This window comes from Streptococcus sp. CF8_Ac1-9, assembly GCF_024295565.1.
In the GTDB taxonomy this organism is placed as follows: Bacteria; Bacillota; Bacilli; order Lactobacillales; family Streptococcaceae; genus Streptococcus; species Streptococcus parasanguinis_X.
Genome location: NZ_JANCOY010000001.1, coordinates 467071 through 483622, shown reverse-complemented (window position 1 = coordinate 483622; position 16552 = coordinate 467071). Strand labels below are relative to the sequence as shown.

Below are 16552 nucleotides of genomic sequence, written 5' to 3'. Positions count from 1 at the left end.
TATGCAACGTTTACTTTTATATGTTCACTACAATAAGTTTAATTTTATTAGTGGGCATGTACTCTATCAATTAGAAAAGATTCGTCCCTTATATACACGGGTGGTCTTTATCTCCAATAGTCAACTACCAGAAGATGTGAAGTCTAATTTAGTAGCACAACATCTGGTAGACGATATTCTAGAGCGCCAAAATAGTGGCTTTGACTTTGCGGCTTGGCGGGATGGAATGAAGACAGTCGGCTTTGATCAACTGGCTCATTTTGATTCGGTTACCCTCATGAATGATACCTGCTTTGGACCTCTTTGGGATCTAGAACCAATCTATCAGCGGTTTGAAAATGATACTGAAGTGGATTTCTGGGGAATGACCAATTACCGGAAAGACAAGGATTTTAACGAGCATATTCAGAGTTATTATCTCAGTTTTAAAAAACAGGTGTTGACATCAAGCGCCTTCCTAGAATTTTGGCAGGGTGTTCAAGACTTCACCAATGTTCAAGATGTGATTGATAACTATGAAACCAAAGTCACAACGAATTTCTTGGATGCTGGTTTTCGCTATAAGACGGTCTTTGATACCATTCATGAAGACACCACAGGGATGCTCTATCCGGACTTTTCTTACTACAATCCTACAGCGATTCTCCGTCATAAGGTTCCTTTTATCAAAGTCAAAACCATTGCAAACAATGAAGGGATTATGCCTTATATTTTTGATGAGTTGGAGCGTGTTTCGAACTATCCATTAGATTTGATTCTCAACCACATGTCTATGATCGATCGTCCGGACTATCCTTATCTCTTGTCTCGTAAGTACTTGAAAAATCAGGAATTGGCAGGAGATTTTGATAAAAAAGTTGCGGTTCATCTTCATGTCTTTTATGTGGATCTCTTGGAAGAATTTCTAGATGCTTTCCAAGCTTTTCATTTCACCTATGACTTATGGATTACGACAGATGAAGAAGAGAAGAAGCAGGCTATTGAACAAATCCTTTCTAATCGAGCACAAGATGCGACGGTTGTGGTGACTGGAAATATTGGACGAGATGTGTTGCCAATGTTGCTCTTAAAAGAGCAACTCTCTCGTTATGACTATGTTGGCCATTTCCATACCAAGAAATCCAAAGAAGCAGATTTTTGGGCAGGTGAATCTTGGCGCAAAGAATTGATCGAGATGCTAGTTAACCCGGCTGATCAAATCCTGGCCAATATGGAGGCCAATCCAAAAGTCGGAATCACTATCGCAGATATTCCAACTTTCTTCCGTTACAATCGAATAGTGGTTGCCTGGAATGAGGCTCTTATTTCACCAGAGATGAACAAGCTCTGGGAACGGATAGGAGCGACCAAGACGATTGACTTCAAAAATCTCAATACCTTTGTTATGAGTTATGGAACCTTTGTTTGGTTTAAATACGATGCTTTGAAACCACTCTTTGATTTGAATTTGACAGCAGCAGATGTTCCAGCAGAACCTCTACCACAGAATTCAATCCTTCATGCGATTGAACGCTTGTTGATCTATATTGCTTGGGATCAAAAATATGACTTTAGGATCTCTCAAAACCCACATGTTCTGACACCGTTTATCGATAATAAGCAATTGAACAATCGTGAGGATCTCCAACCGCATACCTTTGTGGACTTTAATCAAATAGGAGGGATTAAAGGGGCCTTGAAGTATATTGTGATTGGACCAGCAAGAGCTGTGAAATATATACTAAAAAGAATGATAAAGAAAGTGAAATAATGAAACGGAAAAAAGAGTTTAATGTTAAAGAATTTATCCTCTCAGCATTATCGAAAGTCTCAAGAACTCAGTGGTATTATGGGGTTACTTTCGTTCTATTTTCTTTTTTTAATTTTTACCTAGCTCAGAACAATCTTGCAGTACATAACAAAGCAACGGGGACTGTCCTACAATATGTCAATTTTTTAGGAATTCTATTTGGAATTAGTTTCCTATTGTTAATTCCAATATTATCCCAATTTAATTTTAAAAAATGGTTTCCATTAAAGTTGATTGTCAGTTATTTGGTCTACAATACCCTTTCTTATTTGACGGAAATCACAATTTATTTGAATAATCCGAAATACAAGGTTTGGAATTTTGATCAGAATCCATTCTTTAGAACGGACTCCTTCCTAGTCATTTTCCTTCTGTTTGCTTCTACAGGTGGTTTGGTTCTATTGCGACAGCATTATGATAAGCTACCAAGTCGGAAAAAAGGAGGAGAAGAGATTGGCGAGAACTATCAGTATCTGGTCTTGTCGCAACTCTTGATCACCTTTATCGTAACAGACAAAAATTTTTCGACCCTTATTTATAGAACAGATAATTTTTTGTATAAGGCCTTTGAAATTGGCAAATACTCAGCTCAGCAATTTTGGTTAACAAATGAATTCTTATACATTCTATTTCCATTGATTTCCTTGCTTGGATTCTTGTATACAAAAGGGCAGCGAGATTTCGTCAAGAACAAGCCGAGTTTCTCTTTAGTGTTCTTCTCTAGTACCACTATTGCAATTGTATTGAATTATTTTATCCAATTCAGTTTAGGTCGAACAGAACCCTTCTTAGGCGTTCATTACACGATTCCAGATGCCATCTTATTTCAAATTCTCATTCTGACAGCGATACTTATCTTTGTTTACATTTGTATCAATCAATATTGGATTGCTACCTGTCTCATTTCCATTGTTTCCATTGCTTTTGTAGTTGCAAATTCCATCAAGTTTGGCATGAGGAATGAACCAGTTTTACCGAGTGATTTAACTTGGTTAACCAAGCCAATGACGCTTTTGAGCTTTATGGACAAAGCGCAAATATTTTACATCTTTTTATTGGTGGTCTTTCTGGTTTGTCTACTGATTGTCGGGAAAAAGTACCTCTTTAAAGGAAGAATTATTTCTTCATGGAAAATACAAATCGGAGCTATTGCAGTGATGCTCTTATGCTTTAAGAGTGTCAATGGGATATTCAGTGATAAAGAAAACGGGAAGATCAAGGATAATGTACCAATTATTAGCACCCTGAACAATTACCAAGATATTAATTGGCTAGGGAATACGACCAATGCTCGTTACAAAGGATTGTCTTATGTTTGGATGAATCAATTGACGACGGAGGTTGTTCCAAAACCGGATGGTTATTCCAAAGAACGTCTTGAGAAAATAGCCCAAAAATATACCAACTTGTCGAATGCGATCAATAAGGAGAGAAGTAACTACTTAAACGATCAAACGGTCATTTATATTCTGAGTGAAAGTTTTTCTGATCCTAGAAAAGTCGAGGGAGTTGAGCTTACGCAAAATCCGATTCCCAATATTGAGAACATCATGAAGACCCACACGAGTGGGCAAATGCAATCGGATGGATATGGTGGCGGAACTGCAAATATGGAGTTCCAGACTCTTACAGGTTTACCATTCTATAATTTATCACAAACTGTATCTGTCTTGTATACGGAAGTTCTTCCTAAGATCCATGATGTGCCGTCTATCAGTAATGCATACTCAAAAAAGAATAAGATTGCTGTTCACTTGGCAGGTAAATCGAATTATTCTCGGGATATCGTGTATTCGAGATTGGATTTCAAAGATTTTATTACGACGGATACAAAGGGAATCAAGTACAGAAAAGAAGGAATTAGTCCGAGTGATGAATCCACCTATAATATTGTGTTGGATAATTTAAACGACAAAACCGGACAATTCTTTTCTGTGATGACTATGCAAAATCATACTCCATGGTTAGAAGCAAATCCAGAAACCTTGGATGCAAAAGGTAAAGGGTTTAGTGATGAAGAAAATTCAAAACTGACTTTCTACAGTCGTTTACTTTCACAAACTGACACCGCCACCCAATCCTTCCTGGAAAGTCTTTCTAAAATAGATAAGAAGATTACAGTGGTATTTTATGGGGATCATTTGCCAGGTCTTTATCCTGAGTCCGCCTTTAAGAATAATCCGGAGAGTCAGTATCAGACAGACTACTTTATTTGGAGTAATTTTGATGCACCGAAATTGAACTATCCTTTGGTCAATTCAAGTGATTTCTCTGCTATGGTCTTTGAACAGACCAATTCAAAAGTTTCGCCTTACTATGCTTTGTTGACAGAAGTACTGAAAAAAGCAAGTGTCGATAAAAAGGCCTTGGAAGGAGAAGCACAAGAAATTGCAGAGGATTTGAAAATGGTTGAATACGACTTGATTAGTGGGAAAGGTTACCTTTCTAAAGACTTCTTTAAAGTCCCAACCAACAAATCCAATTAAAAGGAGTGCTAGCAGGTAAAAATCTTTGTGATTTTGGCTGTCTGGCTCCCTTTTTTTTGTTTTTTATGCTAAACTATTAGATGGGGGTACGCTCATGATTAAGATATTTGGAAAGGTCCATTATCATTGGCAACCGGACTTATCTATTCTTGTGACTTATTGGTCCATTGCAGTGATTCCGGTCTTTATTGGACTGGCCTTGATGTATGAGAGCTCTAGTGTGCCAACGCTAGTTTTGTTTTCGTTCTTTTTATTTATGGTCTTGCTCGCGATTGGGGTCCATCGTTACTTCACGATCTATGAGGATGGGATCTTGCGGATTATTACAGCTAATCCTTTTACTCCAATCAAGGTGAAGATTGACTCGATTGAAAAGGTCGAAGTAAATAAGAAATCGATCAAGCTCATTTTTAATGATGGTTCGCGCAGTCGGACATTCTGTATGCGTAAATGGCCGAAGAAATATTTTATCAATGCACTTGCCTTAAATCCTTATTTTAAGGGAGAAGTAATCCTTACGGACAATTTCATCCATGTGGATTACTACGAGATGTATTATGCAAACAAATAAAAAGCCCTCTTAATCTTTTAAGAGAGCATGAGTGGGGCATTCTTTGATAGCGTCGAGAACATCGTTTGTGACAGGAACTTCCTTTTCAAGGAGGTCGTCCTCTTCAGAAGCGAATTTAACGATGCCATTGTCATGGTAATCAAATAATTCAGAATAGGTCTGACAGAGACCGCAAGCGATGCAACGATCTGGAATTAACGTAACTTTCATACTTCTATTGTAATGATTTTTACGAGAAAAAACAAGGAGGAAGTCATGGCAAAAGAACCATGGGAAGAAGATATTTACGATGATGGAGAAGAAACATTGAAAAGAACGAGTAAGTTAAACGGAATGAAGGCAGATCGTCTATTGACAATTTTAGCCATTATTTTCTTTGTAGTAGTAGTGGCGATGGTCTGCTTGTTGATTTTCCTTTCAACAGGTGGCAGCAACAAATCAAAACAAATGTCTGGTTTCTACAATGGAGAGACTAAGGTTGAACAGAAATCATCAGCCCCTGCAGCACAAACTGACCAAGCGGCTAAAGACGATAGTTCAAAAGATGAGAACGCTGAAGAAGGGACGATCACTGTTCAAGCAGGTGAAGGGGAAGCAGCGATTGCTGCGCGTGCTGGTATTTCCATTGCCCAATTGGAACAATTAAATCCATCTCACATGTCTACAGGATCTTGGTATGCCAATCCTGGTGATGTCGTTAAGATTCAGTAGGAGTTGAGGACAACATGAAACAAATTCAAATTGCCATTGATGGACCGGCTTCTAGTGGAAAGTCCACAGTTGCAAAGATCATTGCCAAGGATCTAGGCTATACGTATCTAGATACGGGGGCTATGTATCGTGCAGCGACATATCTAGCTTTGCAAAATAATCTGACAGCTGAACAGGTTGATGACCTCTTAGCCCTTTTAGATCAGTATCCAATTAGTTTCGGTCGATCGGAAGAGGGAGAGCAGCTTGTCTTTGTAGCAGACGTGGATATTACCCACCCAATTCGCGATAACAAAGTGACCAACAATGTTTCATGGGTTGCAGCACTTGCGCCAGTCCGTGAAAAACTTGTCGCTCTACAGCAAGAAATTGCAGCAGAGGGGGGCATCGTTATGGATGGACGTGATATTGGGACAGTCGTCCTTCCACATGCAGAGTTGAAGATCTTTTTGGTCGCTTCTGTTGAGGAGCGGGCAGAACGTCGTTATAAGGAAAATGTTGAAAAGGGCATCACAGCGGATCTTGAATTGTTGAAAAAAGAAATCGCTGAGCGGGACTATAAGGACAGCCACCGTGCCGTTTCTCCTTTGAAACCTGCAGCTGATGCCATTCATTTTGACACAACGGGTGTTGGAATTGCAGACGTTGTTGCATTTATTGAAGAAAAAGCAAAAAAACTTCTTGACAAAGAATAAAAAACTTGATATCATATAAAAGTTGAGAAAAGCAGAAGTGAGAACTTCTCGCCTTGTGACGCAAGTTGCCTGGCCCCTACGGATCAAGTTTCAGTAATGAAATACATCATGTAGTTCGGGCCTGTTTTGCACAGGTCCGTTCTTTGTTTTTCTCGAATAATAAAAAAGAGGTGAAAACCATAGCAAAGCAAGACTTATTCATCAATGATGAAATTCGTGTACGTGAAGTTCGCTTAATCGGTCTTGAAGGTGAGCAATTGGGTATCAAACCACTTAGCGAAGCGCAAGCACTTGCGGACGACGCTAATGTTGACTTGGTTCTCATTCAACCTCAAGCTAAACCTCCTGTTGCGAAAATTATGGACTACGGTAAGTTCAAATTTGAGTACCAGAAGAAGCAAAAAGAACAACGCAAAAAACAAAGCGTTGTGACCGTGAAAGAAGTTCGTTTGAGCCCAGTGATTGACAAGGGTGATTTCGATACAAAACTTCGCAATGCTCGCAAATTCCTTGAAAAAGGAAATAAAGTGAAGGTATCCATTCGCTTTAAGGGTCGTATGATTACCCACAAAGAGATTGGTGCTAAAGTTTTAGCCGACTTCGCTGAAGCGACACAAGATGTGGCGATCATCGAACAACGAGCTAAGATGGATGGACGTCAAATGTTCATGCAATTGGCGCCAGCAACTGACAAGAAATAATCTGTCAGAAAGTTAAAAAAAGGAGAAAATATCATGCCAAAACAAAAAACACACCGCGCATCAGCTAAACGTTTCAAACGTACAGGTTCTGGTGGACTTAAACGTTTCCGTGCTTACACTTCTCACCGTTTCCACGGAAAAACTAAGAAACAACGTCGTCATCTTCGTAAAGCATCTATGGTGCATGCAGGAGATTTCAAACGTATCAAAGCAATGCTTACTCGCTTGAAATAATCGCGTATTCGTAAGTAAAGAATTCTAGGAAATATTGGAGGAAATATAAATGGCACGTGTTAAAGGTGGCGTTGTATCACGCAAACGTCGTAAACGTATTCTTAAATTAGCTAAAGGTTACTATGGAGCTAAACATATCTTGTTCCGTACTGCAAAAGAACAAGTAATGAACTCTTACTACTATGCATACCGTGACCGTCGTCAAAAGAAACGTGACTTCCGTAAATTGTGGATCACACGTATCAATGCGGCAGCTCGTATGAACGGACTTTCATACTCACAATTGATGCATGGTTTGAAATTGGCTGAGATCGAAGTTAACCGTAAAATGCTTGCTGACTTGGCTGTTAACGATGCAGCAGCTTTCACAGCTCTTGCAGATGCAGCTAAAGCAAAACTTGGTAAATAATGTTTATAATAGGCTGGGCAAAAGTTGTCCAGCCTTTGATGTATGATAGAAATAACTGTATGACGCAGTGGTTGATTGGTATCTTTATTCGCTTTTTAAGCTCTAAAGATGACCTAATCAACTGTGCGGGGGTGGAAAACGAACTCTTTTTTACTAGTCAGAGTTCTTTCCCACTCCCTTTTTTTCTTGCTGATTTCATGCTATAATGAAAATAATCGTAACCGATATGAGGAGAGATGGAGGATATAAAGGTGACACACAATCGACTAGCATGGGATGAATATTTTGCAGCACAGGCCTTACTGATTTCGAATCGAGCGACCTGTAATCGAGCTAAGGTTGGGGCTGTACTAGTTAAGGATAATAAGGTCATTGCAACAGGTTATAATGGATCCGTTTCTGGGACAGATCATTGTCTAGAGGATGGCTGCCTCATGGTCGAGGGACATTGTGTCCGGACGATTCATGCGGAAGTCAATGCTATTTTGCAAGGAGCTGAACGTGGAATTCCCAAAGGCTTTACAGCTTATGTGACGCATTTTCCTTGCCTCAATTGCACCAAGCAGTTGCTTCAAGTCGGTTGCAAGCGGGTCGTTTATATCCATCAATACCGCATCGATGAATATGCCGAATACCTCTACCGCGAAAAAGAAGTAGAACTGGTCAATTTACCAATTGAAGAAGTGAAAAGAGCTATTGCAGAGGCTGATTTTATTTAGGGAAGGCTTTTAGTCCATTTCATGATATGTTAGTAATCTAATTGGAAACCTGTCCAAATTAATGTTTAAGAGATAGCATTGAATAGATGGCTATCATGAAAAGAATAATGGAATCAAGTATAATGGTGTTAAAGGAAAAACATAAAAATATAAGAAAGGTAGGAGAAAATGATGACAAACCAAGAGAAACATCTTGAGGAAAATAAAGAACATAGTAAGATCAGTGAAGATCATCCCAATTCTATATTTGTTCAGAATCCTCCAAAAGAAAATAGCTTACATTCTATTTTTCTTTCAGTAACCTTTTACCTATCCATTATCTATCTTGTATTGTTTGTCTTTTTCTTTAATATTTTGGGATTTTTCATGTTGTTGATTTTTCTAACACCAAACTTCTTAGGTGTTGTTATTGGAACCATTTTACTTGGACTAGGGATGAAGAAGGGGAATAAAAGCCTCCTCTATACGAGTGTTGGACTCTATCTGCTGTCTATCATCTTGGGTTTTGAACTAGATTGGGAAATTTTTCGAATCGCTCCGTTACTGCTAGGTATTCTGGTTTTAATTGGAACACTCTTAGTTGAAGAAGAGAAAAGCTCTTAATTAAAAAATGGGTATGGTCAACTCTACTCAATAAAAAGTATTCGGGTCGATCAAAGAGATGGTTAAATCAGTTCTTCCGCTCTATTTTTAAGCGCTATTATTTGAAAAAATAACTAAAAATGTTAGGAGAAAGTTATGACTGATCAACAGAAAAATCTTGAAGTAGATAAAGAAAAAGAGGCATATGCTTCAGATGAAAGTCTTTTTCCGAACAATGAAATGAAGCCAGAGAAGAGAATTGGAAATTCTGTAATCCTTTCTATTGCTTTGTTCTTGGCCATTGTTTATATAGTTTTACTTTTATTAGGTCTCTTTTCAATGGGAGCGTGGGCTGGTGGTTTTTTGTACTTTTTGGGAATCCATATGATTAGCTTTGTGATTGCAATTATCCTGCTTTGGAATGGGAATGTGAATGGCAATAAAGCAACTCTTTATATAGCAGTAGCTATTTATGTTTTTTCATTTATTGCTGCGGGTGATCCGGATTGGGTGATTAATCATATACCACCGCTTGTGGTAGGAGTGCTGGTATTGATTGGAACTGTATTGTTTAAAAATGAAGACTGATGATAGGGGGTAGGGTGTTCAATCCCATCTTTTTTATTTATTTAGTACTGATAACGCACTAAGAAAACGGTTACAAATTGTGTTATAATTTAAATAAATGAATCCTTAAATACTTTTCTTAGAAAGTGGAGGAGAATCTATGTCTAGAAAAAAATGGTATGGTATACTGCTAATTCTTGAAGCAATTCTTTATCTTGTTTCTTATGGTAGTAGTATAGTAGTGAACTATAGTTCCCAAAATTTAAATGGAAATACACCACTGTTCACTGTCTCTAGTATTTTTTCTATATGGAATGGAATGATTATTTGCTGGGTAATTTGGAGAATCATGAATCAGCGTTTAAATGTTGAAGGATTGATAGCTGCTCTTCTCCTCTCAATTACCCAACTACTGATGTTTTTTTTACCACCTTTCTCCCCAACAAATCTGATGAACATTTCCTTTGTGCTAAATATCATTTGTTTAATATGGATTTGCTTGCTTATAAAGAATGTAGAAATGAGGGAGCTTTTAAACAATTGGAAAAGTAAAGATGGTTGGAAATCATCGATAGCTTATTTAGTACTATTTGTTGCCTCTACAAATATTTCTCCACTATTTATATTGATTGGTATGGATAGAACGAGTGATATTTACGCTTTTACACTTCGATACAGTGTAATGGAGTTAATGTTTTTACTTCTGATTAATGTTATGATCACAAGTACAAGTGAGAAACTTCAGAAAGTCTTTTCTCTTTTGCTCATTTTATCTTCCCTTGTTGAGATAGGTATAGTATACTCTTTCATCTCTCGTATAAGCTTTTACGGTCTCTTTTATCTTCTCTTATCGATTTATATTGCTTGTCGTGTTTTTAGTTTACTTGAGAAAGTTGCAGCTAGCTGGGAGTCCAAGGTGAAAGTACAAGAAGTATCATCTATTGAAATTAAACCAGAGATGGAATACCCTCAAGTAGAAGGAGAGATAGATGTAAACGATCAGTTGAATGCTGATATACAATCAAACAATGATAAAGAAAATTCGCCAAAGAGGATCATTCTTCATTCGTCTTGGTTATGGAGCGCCCTTATAATAGCAGTCTGCCACCTTGGTATTATGATTTTTCCTTTATTTTTAGGAAACCCCATGTATCTACTGATCTTATATATTGGTGCCATCCATTATATTTGTTTTATGATTGCGACTATATTACTTTTCATAGGTATGAGGAATGGAAATGTGGGTCTCTTAAATACATCAGCCGTCTTATTTATTGTTTCCATCATAGGTACGCTAGATCCTTATTGGACAGGTCCAAATATTTTATCCTTGGTTTTAGGAGTCCTGGTATTTATTGGAGGTATATTTCCTAAAAATCTAAATAAAGAATAGGAAAATTTGGAGTATTCTACTAAATGTGGCAACTGTTATATCATTCGCGTTCAACTTTCTACTTTAAACAACTTGAAATTTCCTATTAGGGATTAAGGAAAAAGATATAGTTTTAAACTATATCTTTTTCTTTTTAGAAATAAAGAAGTTATGAGAGAAATTGTGTTATAATTAGATGTTATATGGTCCCGATAAGGTGGTAGAAATCTTCTATCAGTACTTTGTAACTCTATAACAATATTTTTTAAGGGGGGACATTTTTATGTCAGAACGTAAACTTTTCACGTCTGAATCAGTATCTGAGGGGCATCCAGATAAGATTGCAGACCAAATTTCAGATGCTATTTTAGATGCTATTTTAGAGCAAGATCCAGAAGCTCACGTGGCTGCCGAAACAGCTGTTTATACTGGTTCCGTGCATGTCTTCGGTGAGATTTCAACGACTGCTTATGTGGATATTAACCGTGTGGTTCGTGATACCATTGCAGAAATTGGATATACTAATACGGAATATGGATTCTCTGCTGAGACGGTAGGAGTACACCCATCTTTGGTGGAACAATCTCCTGATATTGCCCAAGGGGTTAATGAAGCCTTGGAAGTACGTGGAAATGAAGATCAAGATCCACTTGATTTGATCGGAGCGGGAGACCAAGGTCTTATGTTTGGTTTTGCGGTGGATGAAACAGAAGAACTTATGCCATTGCCAATTTCACTCAGCCACAAGTTGGTTCGTCGTTTGGCAGAGCTTCGTAAGTCTGGTGAAATCAGCTATCTTCGTCCAGATGCTAAATCACAGGTCACTGTTGAGTACGATGAAAACGACCGCCCTGTGCGCGTGGATACAGTCGTTATTTCAACTCAACACGATCCAGATGTCAGCAATGAACAAATCCACGAAGATGTGATTAACAAGGTCATCAAAGAGGTGATTCCAGCTTCTTATCTAGATGCTGAGACCAAATTCTTCATCAACCCTACTGGTCGCTTTGTTATTGGTGGACCTCAAGGGGACTCAGGTTTGACAGGTCGTAAGATTATCGTGGATACTTATGGTGGTTACTCACGTCACGGTGGTGGTGCCTTCTCTGGTAAGGATGCCACTAAGGTGGACCGTTCCGCTTCTTATGCAGCTCGCTACATTGCCAAAAATATCGTAGCAGCAGGTCTTGCTAAGAAAGCAGAAGTGCAATTGGCTTATGCCATTGGGGTGGCTCAACCTGTCTCTGTTCGGATCGATACCTTCGGTACGGGAACAGTTGCTGAAAGCAAATTAGAAGCAGCAGCGCGTCAAATCTTTGACCTTCGTCCTGCAGGGATTATCCAAATGCTGGATTTGAAACGTCCAATCTATCGTCAAACAGCGGCTTATGGCCATATGGGACGGACAGATATTGACCTTCCATGGGAACGTTTGGACAAGGTAGAAGCCTTGAAAGAAGCTGTAAAATAATTCGTTGAAATGGAAAAGTTAGGGTCAAGTTGATCCTAGCTTTTTTTCGTTTTGAAAATTCCTACAGATGGAAAAATAGGTCGATCTGTGGTATAATAGATGCAGTATTTTGAATACGTTGTCCCTTTTATTTTCGTTACAAAAAACGATAGTAAAAGGAAAAAGACTTGAAAGAGCTAATAAATTATTAAGATGAAAAAAATTGTAATAAATGGTGGTCACCCTCTAAAAGGAGAGGTGACCATTAGTGGTGCAAAAAATAGTGTAGTAGCCCTGATTCCGGCGACCATTCTGGCGGATGATATCGTGACCCTTGATGGGGTACCGGATATCTCCGACGTGGCGAGTCTGATTGAAATCATGACCATCATGGGGGCTAAGATCGAGCGCAAAGAAGACAGTTTGGTCATTGATCCACGTGGGGTGAAGAATATGCCCATGCCATTTGGAAAGATCAACAGTCTGCGAGCTTCCTATTATTTCTATGGCAGTTTGTTAGGGCGCTATGGTCAAGCAACTGTTGGACTTCCTGGTGGGTGTGACCTTGGCCCACGTCCGATCGATTTGCATTTGAAGGCCTTTGAAGCGATGGGAGCTGCTATGACCATGGATGGCTCTAGTATGAAACTTGCGACTGATGGCAAGCCTCTTCAAGGAGCAAACATCTACATGGATACTGTTAGTGTCGGTGCAACGATCAATACGATTTTGGCAGCAGTCAAGGCTGAAGGTCGGACAGTGATCGAAAATGCGGCGCGGGAACCTGAAATTATCGATGTGGTGACCTTGCTCAACAACATGGGAGCCCATATTCGTGGAGCAGGGACAGATATTATTATCATTGATGGTGTTCCACAATTGCATGGAACGAGACATCAGGTGATTCCAGATCGTATCGAAGCAGGAACCTATATTGCCCTTGCAGCTGCTATTGGGGAAGGTATCCAGATCAATAATGTCCTGTATGAGCATTTAGAGAGCTATATTGCTAAGTTAGAGGAAATGGGTGTGCGCATGACCATTTCTGAAGATAGTATCTTTGTAGAAAAGCAGACGGGCTTGAAGGCCATCCAGATCAAAACGTCTCCTTATCCTGGTTTTGCGACTGATTTGCAACAACCGATCACACCTTTGCTCTTAACGGCTGCAGGACGTGGACGCATTGTTGATACAATTTATGAAAAGCGGGTCAACCATGTACCAGAATTGGCTAAAATGGGGGCCAACATTTCGACCTTGAACGACCACATTATTTATGAAGGGCCAAATCAATTGACAGGATCCAGTGTGAAAGCGACGGATCTTCGAGCTGGTGCGGCTTTAGTGATCACCGGTCTCATGGCTTCTGGAACAACAGAAATTACAAATGTGGAATACATCCTTCGCGGGTATTCAGATATTATTCATAAATTGACCCAACTTGGAGCAGATATCCAGTTGGTAGAGGAATAGTGACAGAACTTGGGATCTGATAGTGGCGGCTGGATACACGAACAATGGAGTTTGAAATGAATATTTGGACGCACTTAGCTGCCTATTCACTAATTGAAACACAAAGGTTGTATTTACGACCTTTTCTCTTTGAGGATGCGGAAGATTTTTATAAGATTGCTTCGAATCCTGAAAATTTACAATTTATCTTTCCTTCACAAGCCGATCTTGCTGAAACTCAATATGTACTAGCCAACTATTTCATGAAAAATCCTTTGGGGGTTTGGGCGATCTGTGATAAGGAAACCAATCAGATGATCGGCTCCATTAAGTTTGAAAAGTTGGATGAGATTAAGGGTGAGGCTGAGTTAGGCTACTTTTTACGCAAAGATTTTTGGGGAAAGGGTCTGATGACAGAAGCGGTCAAAGAGTTGGTTTATCTATCATTTGAGAAATTTCAACTGAAGGAGCTTAAGATTGTCACCCATGTTGAAAATGCAGGGAGTCAAAAGGTCGCTTTAAAGGCTGGTTTTCGTCTTTTTCGTCAATTCAAAGGGAGTGACCGCTATACGCGTAAAATGCGCGATTATTATGATTTCCGCCTAGGTAGAGGGGACTTCTATGAGTAAACACCAAGAGATTTTAGACTATCTCGAAAAATTACCGATTGGAAAACGGGTCAGTGTCCGCAGTATCTCCAATTTTTTGAATGTCAGTGATGGGACGGCCTATCGTGCCATTAAAGAAGCTGAAAATCAAGGAATTGTCGAAACGCGTCCTAGAAGCGGGACCATCCGTGTCAAATCGCAAAAAGCTGTACTAGAGCACCTGACTTATCGGGAAATTTTAGAAATCACCGGTTCTGAAATATTAGCTGGTGAAGAGGGACTCGAAAAAGAATTTAATAAATTTTATATCGGTGCCATGACAGAAAAGCACGTCCTTGACTATGTGTCTGAAGGGGGGCTTTTGATCGTGGGTGACCGCACTAGCATCCAACGATTGGCTCTTAAGCATGACAATGCGGTCTTAGTGACGGGTGGCTTTGAAGTGAGTGAGGATGTGATTGATCTGGCCAATCAGGTACAAATCCCAGTCATCCGAACTTCACACGATACCTATACCGTCGCGACCATGATCAATAAGGCTTTGTCTAACATGCAGATCAAGACGGATATCTTGACAGTCGAGCAGGTCTATCGGCCCTTCCATGAGTACGGCTATCTTTCTGAGACGGATACGGTCCGGGATTATTTAGATTTGGTTCGAAAGAATCGCTTTAGTCGTTTTCCGGTTGTCAATCAGCACCAGATGGTAGTGGGCGTCGTAACCATGAGAGATGCTGGAGATAAGGCGCCTCAGACGACCCTTGATAAGGTGATGTCACGGACCATTTTTACCACTAATTTGTCCACCAGCATTGCGACGATTAGCCAACGGATGATCGCTGAAGATTATGAAATGATTCCTGTTGTTCGTAATAACCAGACCTTGCTGGGGGTTATTACGCGTCGGGATGTCATGGATCGGATTAGCAAGGTGCAGTTTTCGAGCTTACCAACCTTTAGTGAGCAGATCGGTCAAAAGATTCAGACAGAGAACGACCATTACCAATTCACAGTGGAGCCAAGTATGCTGGAGAAAAGCGGTGTTTTGGCCAATGGGGTCATGATCGAAGTGCTGATGAAGATTATTCGCAAGATGATGCAACACAGTGGGCGTAGCTTGATTGTCGAACAGTTGATCATCAATTTTTTACAGGCTGTGCAGGTGGATGATGTGATCCGCATTGAACCACAACTAGTTCGACGAACCAGACGTTCGGCCTTGGTTGATTTTAGCTTGTATTTAGATCTGCAGCTAGTTGCGAAAGCAACCATTACAATTAAGATTAATTAAACAAAAAGAAATGAGGAGACAATGATTACATTAAAATCACAACGTGAAATTGAAGCCATGGATCGTGCAGGTGATTTCCTTGCCAGTATCCATATTGGATTACGTGACTTGATCAAGCCAGGGCTTGACCTATGGGAAGTAGAAGAATATGTCCGTCGTCGCTGTAAAGAAGCCAATGTCTTGCCGCTTCAAATCGGTGTAGAAGGTAGTCTCATGGACTATCCTTATGCGACTTGCTGTGGTTTGAATGACGAAGTAGCCCATGCTTTTCCACGTCACGTCATTCTCAAAGATGGTGATCTCCTCAAGGTAGACATGGTCTTGTCAGAACCGCTTGATAAGTCTGTTTTGGATGTATCGAAATTAGATTTTGATAATGTAGCGCAAGTCAAGAAATACACGGAGTCTTATAGTGGTGGCTTGGCGGACTCTTGCTGGGCTTATGCGGTTGGAAATGTTTCGCAAGAAGTCAAAGATTTGATGGACGTGACCAAAGAATGTCTCTATAAGGGAATTGAGAAAGCGGTCGTTGGCAATCGCTTGGGAGATATTGGTGCAGCGATTCAAGAGTATGCAGAAAGCAAAGGCTATGGCGTAGTGCGTGATTTGGTCGGACACGGTGTCGGGCCTACCATGCATGAAGAACCAATGGTCCCGCATTATGGTCGTGCTGGACGCGGTCTTCGCTTACGTGAAGGGATGGTCTTGACGATTGAGCCAATGATTAATACCGGTACTTGGGAGATTGATACAGATATGGAAACTGGTTGGGCCCATAAGACCCTCGACGGTGGCCTTTCTTGTCAATACGAGCATCAATTTGTGATTACAAAAGATGGTCCAGTGATCTTGACTAGTCAAGGTGAAGAAGGAACATACTAAAACTAGAGAGGAAAGAATGGAGCTGAAGGC

At 39.8% G+C, this 16552-nt stretch carries 18 protein-coding genes and 1 other annotated feature; of the genes, 17 read left to right on the top strand and 1 reads right to left on the bottom strand.

Going from position 1 to position 16552, the window contains the following annotated elements; all coding sequences use genetic code 11:
• The first annotated feature begins 1 nt into the window (after position 1).
• From NML76_RS02440 to NML76_RS02430, 3 genes are all read left to right on the top strand, one after another.
• A complete protein-coding gene (locus NML76_RS02440) occupies positions 2-1750 on the top strand; it encodes a rhamnan synthesis F family protein (protein ID WP_254732580.1) in 1749 nt (582 codons plus the stop codon).
• Entirely contained in the window at positions 1750-4275 is a 2526-nt protein-coding gene (locus NML76_RS02435) for an LTA synthase family protein (protein ID WP_254732579.1), read from the top strand. The genes NML76_RS02440 and NML76_RS02435 overlap by 1 nt, the downstream gene beginning before the upstream one ends.
• 94 nt (positions 4276-4369) lie before the next feature.
• Complete coding sequence (locus tag NML76_RS02430; RefSeq protein ID WP_023917814.1) at positions 4370-4846, top strand: EbsA family protein; 477 nt, start codon at positions 4370-4372, stop codon at positions 4844-4846.
• Between the two features lie 9 nt (positions 4847-4855).
• Here NML76_RS02430 and NML76_RS02425 read toward each other — a convergent pair whose 3' ends face one another.
• Positions 4856-5056 carry a ferredoxin gene (locus NML76_RS02425; RefSeq protein ID WP_070673913.1) on the bottom strand — a complete coding sequence of 67 codons (201 nt, stop codon included), beginning with the start codon at positions 5054-5056 and terminating at the stop codon, positions 4856-4858.
• Positions 5057-5101: 45 nt separating this feature from the next.
• Between NML76_RS02425 and NML76_RS02420 the strand changes: the two genes are divergently transcribed.
• From NML76_RS02420 to NML76_RS02355, 14 genes are all read left to right on the top strand, one after another.
• Positions 5102-5557 carry an SAG1386/EF1546 family surface-associated protein gene (locus NML76_RS02420; RefSeq protein ID WP_070673914.1) on the top strand — a complete coding sequence of 152 codons (456 nt, stop codon included), beginning with the start codon at positions 5102-5104 and terminating at the stop codon, positions 5555-5557.
• 14 nt (positions 5558-5571) lie between these two features.
• The gene (gene cmk / locus NML76_RS02415) at positions 5572-6252 is read left to right on the top strand and encodes a (d)CMP kinase (RefSeq protein ID WP_070589255.1); all 681 of its coding nucleotides are present in this window, start codon (positions 5572-5574) and stop codon (positions 6250-6252) included.
• 23 nt (positions 6253-6275) lie between these two features.
• Positions 6276-6406 (top strand) — a sequence feature (ribosomal protein L20 leader region).
• A 16-nt stretch (positions 6407-6422) separates the two neighbouring features.
• Positions 6423-6953, top strand: a complete 531-nt coding sequence (infC, locus tag NML76_RS02410; RefSeq protein WP_003003721.1) for a translation initiation factor IF-3 — start codon at positions 6423-6425, stop codon at positions 6951-6953.
• A gap of 33 nt (positions 6954-6986) precedes the next feature.
• Entirely contained in the window at positions 6987-7187 is a 201-nt protein-coding gene (gene rpmI / locus NML76_RS02405) for a 50S ribosomal protein L35 (RefSeq protein ID WP_003003453.1), read from the top strand.
• Between the two features lie 49 nt (positions 7188-7236).
• Entirely contained in the window at positions 7237-7596 is a 360-nt protein-coding gene (gene rplT / locus NML76_RS02400) for a 50S ribosomal protein L20 (RefSeq protein WP_000124834.1), read from the top strand.
• A 251-nt stretch (positions 7597-7847) separates the two neighbouring features.
• Positions 7848-8315, top strand: coding sequence for a deaminase (locus tag NML76_RS02395; protein WP_049490930.1), 468 nt, complete (start codon positions 7848-7850; stop codon positions 8313-8315).
• A gap of 171 nt (positions 8316-8486) precedes the next feature.
• On the top strand, positions 8487-8918 hold the full coding sequence (locus tag NML76_RS02390) for a hypothetical protein (protein ID WP_118095645.1): 432 nt from the start codon (positions 8487-8489) through the stop codon (positions 8916-8918).
• A 135-nt stretch (positions 8919-9053) separates the two neighbouring features.
• Complete coding sequence (locus NML76_RS02385; RefSeq protein ID WP_118095644.1) at positions 9054-9485, top strand: hypothetical protein; 432 nt, start codon at positions 9054-9056, stop codon at positions 9483-9485.
• A gap of 139 nt (positions 9486-9624) precedes the next feature.
• Positions 9625-10857 carry an ABC transporter permease gene (locus tag NML76_RS02380; protein WP_118095643.1) on the top strand — a complete coding sequence of 411 codons (1233 nt, stop codon included), beginning with the start codon at positions 9625-9627 and terminating at the stop codon, positions 10855-10857.
• A 262-nt stretch (positions 10858-11119) separates the two neighbouring features.
• Entirely contained in the window at positions 11120-12310 is a 1191-nt protein-coding gene (metK, locus tag NML76_RS02375) for a methionine adenosyltransferase (RefSeq protein ID WP_070673920.1), read from the top strand.
• Between the two features lie 192 nt (positions 12311-12502).
• A complete protein-coding gene (locus tag NML76_RS02370; protein ID WP_254732578.1) occupies positions 12503-13762 on the top strand; it encodes a UDP-N-acetylglucosamine 1-carboxyvinyltransferase in 1260 nt (419 codons plus the stop codon).
• A 56-nt stretch (positions 13763-13818) separates the two neighbouring features.
• Complete coding sequence (locus NML76_RS02365) at positions 13819-14370, top strand: GNAT family N-acetyltransferase (protein ID WP_070589245.1); 552 nt, start codon at positions 13819-13821, stop codon at positions 14368-14370.
• A complete protein-coding gene (gene spxR, locus NML76_RS02360) occupies positions 14363-15640 on the top strand; it encodes a CBS-HotDog domain-containing transcription factor SpxR (RefSeq protein ID WP_003006721.1) in 1278 nt (425 codons plus the stop codon). Before NML76_RS02365 ends, spxR begins: the two co-directional genes overlap by 8 nt.
• A 21-nt stretch (positions 15641-15661) precedes the next feature.
• Positions 15662-16522 (top strand): methionyl aminopeptidase, encoded by an 861-nt coding sequence (locus tag NML76_RS02355; protein ID WP_003003694.1) that lies wholly within the window; start codon positions 15662-15664, stop codon positions 16520-16522.
• The last annotated feature ends 30 nt before the right edge of the window (positions 16523-16552 follow it).

Coding starts and splice junctions, on each gene's coding strand:
- NML76_RS02440 (WP_254732580.1), top strand. CDS start 2: ATGCAACGTTTACTTTTATATGTTCACTACAATAAGTTTAATTTTATT.
- NML76_RS02435 (WP_254732579.1), top strand. CDS start 1,750: ATGAAACGGAAAAAAGAGTTTAATGTTAAAGAATTTATCCTCTCAGCA.
- NML76_RS02430 (WP_023917814.1), top strand. CDS start 4,370: ATGATTAAGATATTTGGAAAGGTCCATTATCATTGGCAACCGGACTTA.
- NML76_RS02425 (WP_070673913.1), bottom strand. CDS start 5,056: ATGAAAGTTACGTTAATTCCAGATCGTTGCATCGCTTGCGGTCTCTGT.
- NML76_RS02420 (WP_070673914.1), top strand. CDS start 5,102: ATGGCAAAAGAACCATGGGAAGAAGATATTTACGATGATGGAGAAGAA.
- cmk (WP_070589255.1), top strand. CDS start 5,572: ATGAAACAAATTCAAATTGCCATTGATGGACCGGCTTCTAGTGGAAAG.
- rpmI (WP_003003453.1), top strand. CDS start 6,987: ATGCCAAAACAAAAAACACACCGCGCATCAGCTAAACGTTTCAAACGT.
- rplT (WP_000124834.1), top strand. CDS start 7,237: ATGGCACGTGTTAAAGGTGGCGTTGTATCACGCAAACGTCGTAAACGT.
- NML76_RS02390 (WP_118095645.1), top strand. CDS start 8,487: ATGACAAACCAAGAGAAACATCTTGAGGAAAATAAAGAACATAGTAAG.
- NML76_RS02385 (WP_118095644.1), top strand. CDS start 9,054: ATGACTGATCAACAGAAAAATCTTGAAGTAGATAAAGAAAAAGAGGCA.
- NML76_RS02380 (WP_118095643.1), top strand. CDS start 9,625: ATGTCTAGAAAAAAATGGTATGGTATACTGCTAATTCTTGAAGCAATT.
- metK (WP_070673920.1), top strand. CDS start 11,120: ATGTCAGAACGTAAACTTTTCACGTCTGAATCAGTATCTGAGGGGCAT.
- NML76_RS02370 (WP_254732578.1), top strand. CDS start 12,503: ATGAAAAAAATTGTAATAAATGGTGGTCACCCTCTAAAAGGAGAGGTG.
- NML76_RS02365 (WP_070589245.1), top strand. CDS start 13,819: ATGAATATTTGGACGCACTTAGCTGCCTATTCACTAATTGAAACACAA.
- spxR (WP_003006721.1), top strand. CDS start 14,363: ATGAGTAAACACCAAGAGATTTTAGACTATCTCGAAAAATTACCGATT.
- NML76_RS02355 (WP_003003694.1), top strand. CDS start 15,662: ATGATTACATTAAAATCACAACGTGAAATTGAAGCCATGGATCGTGCA.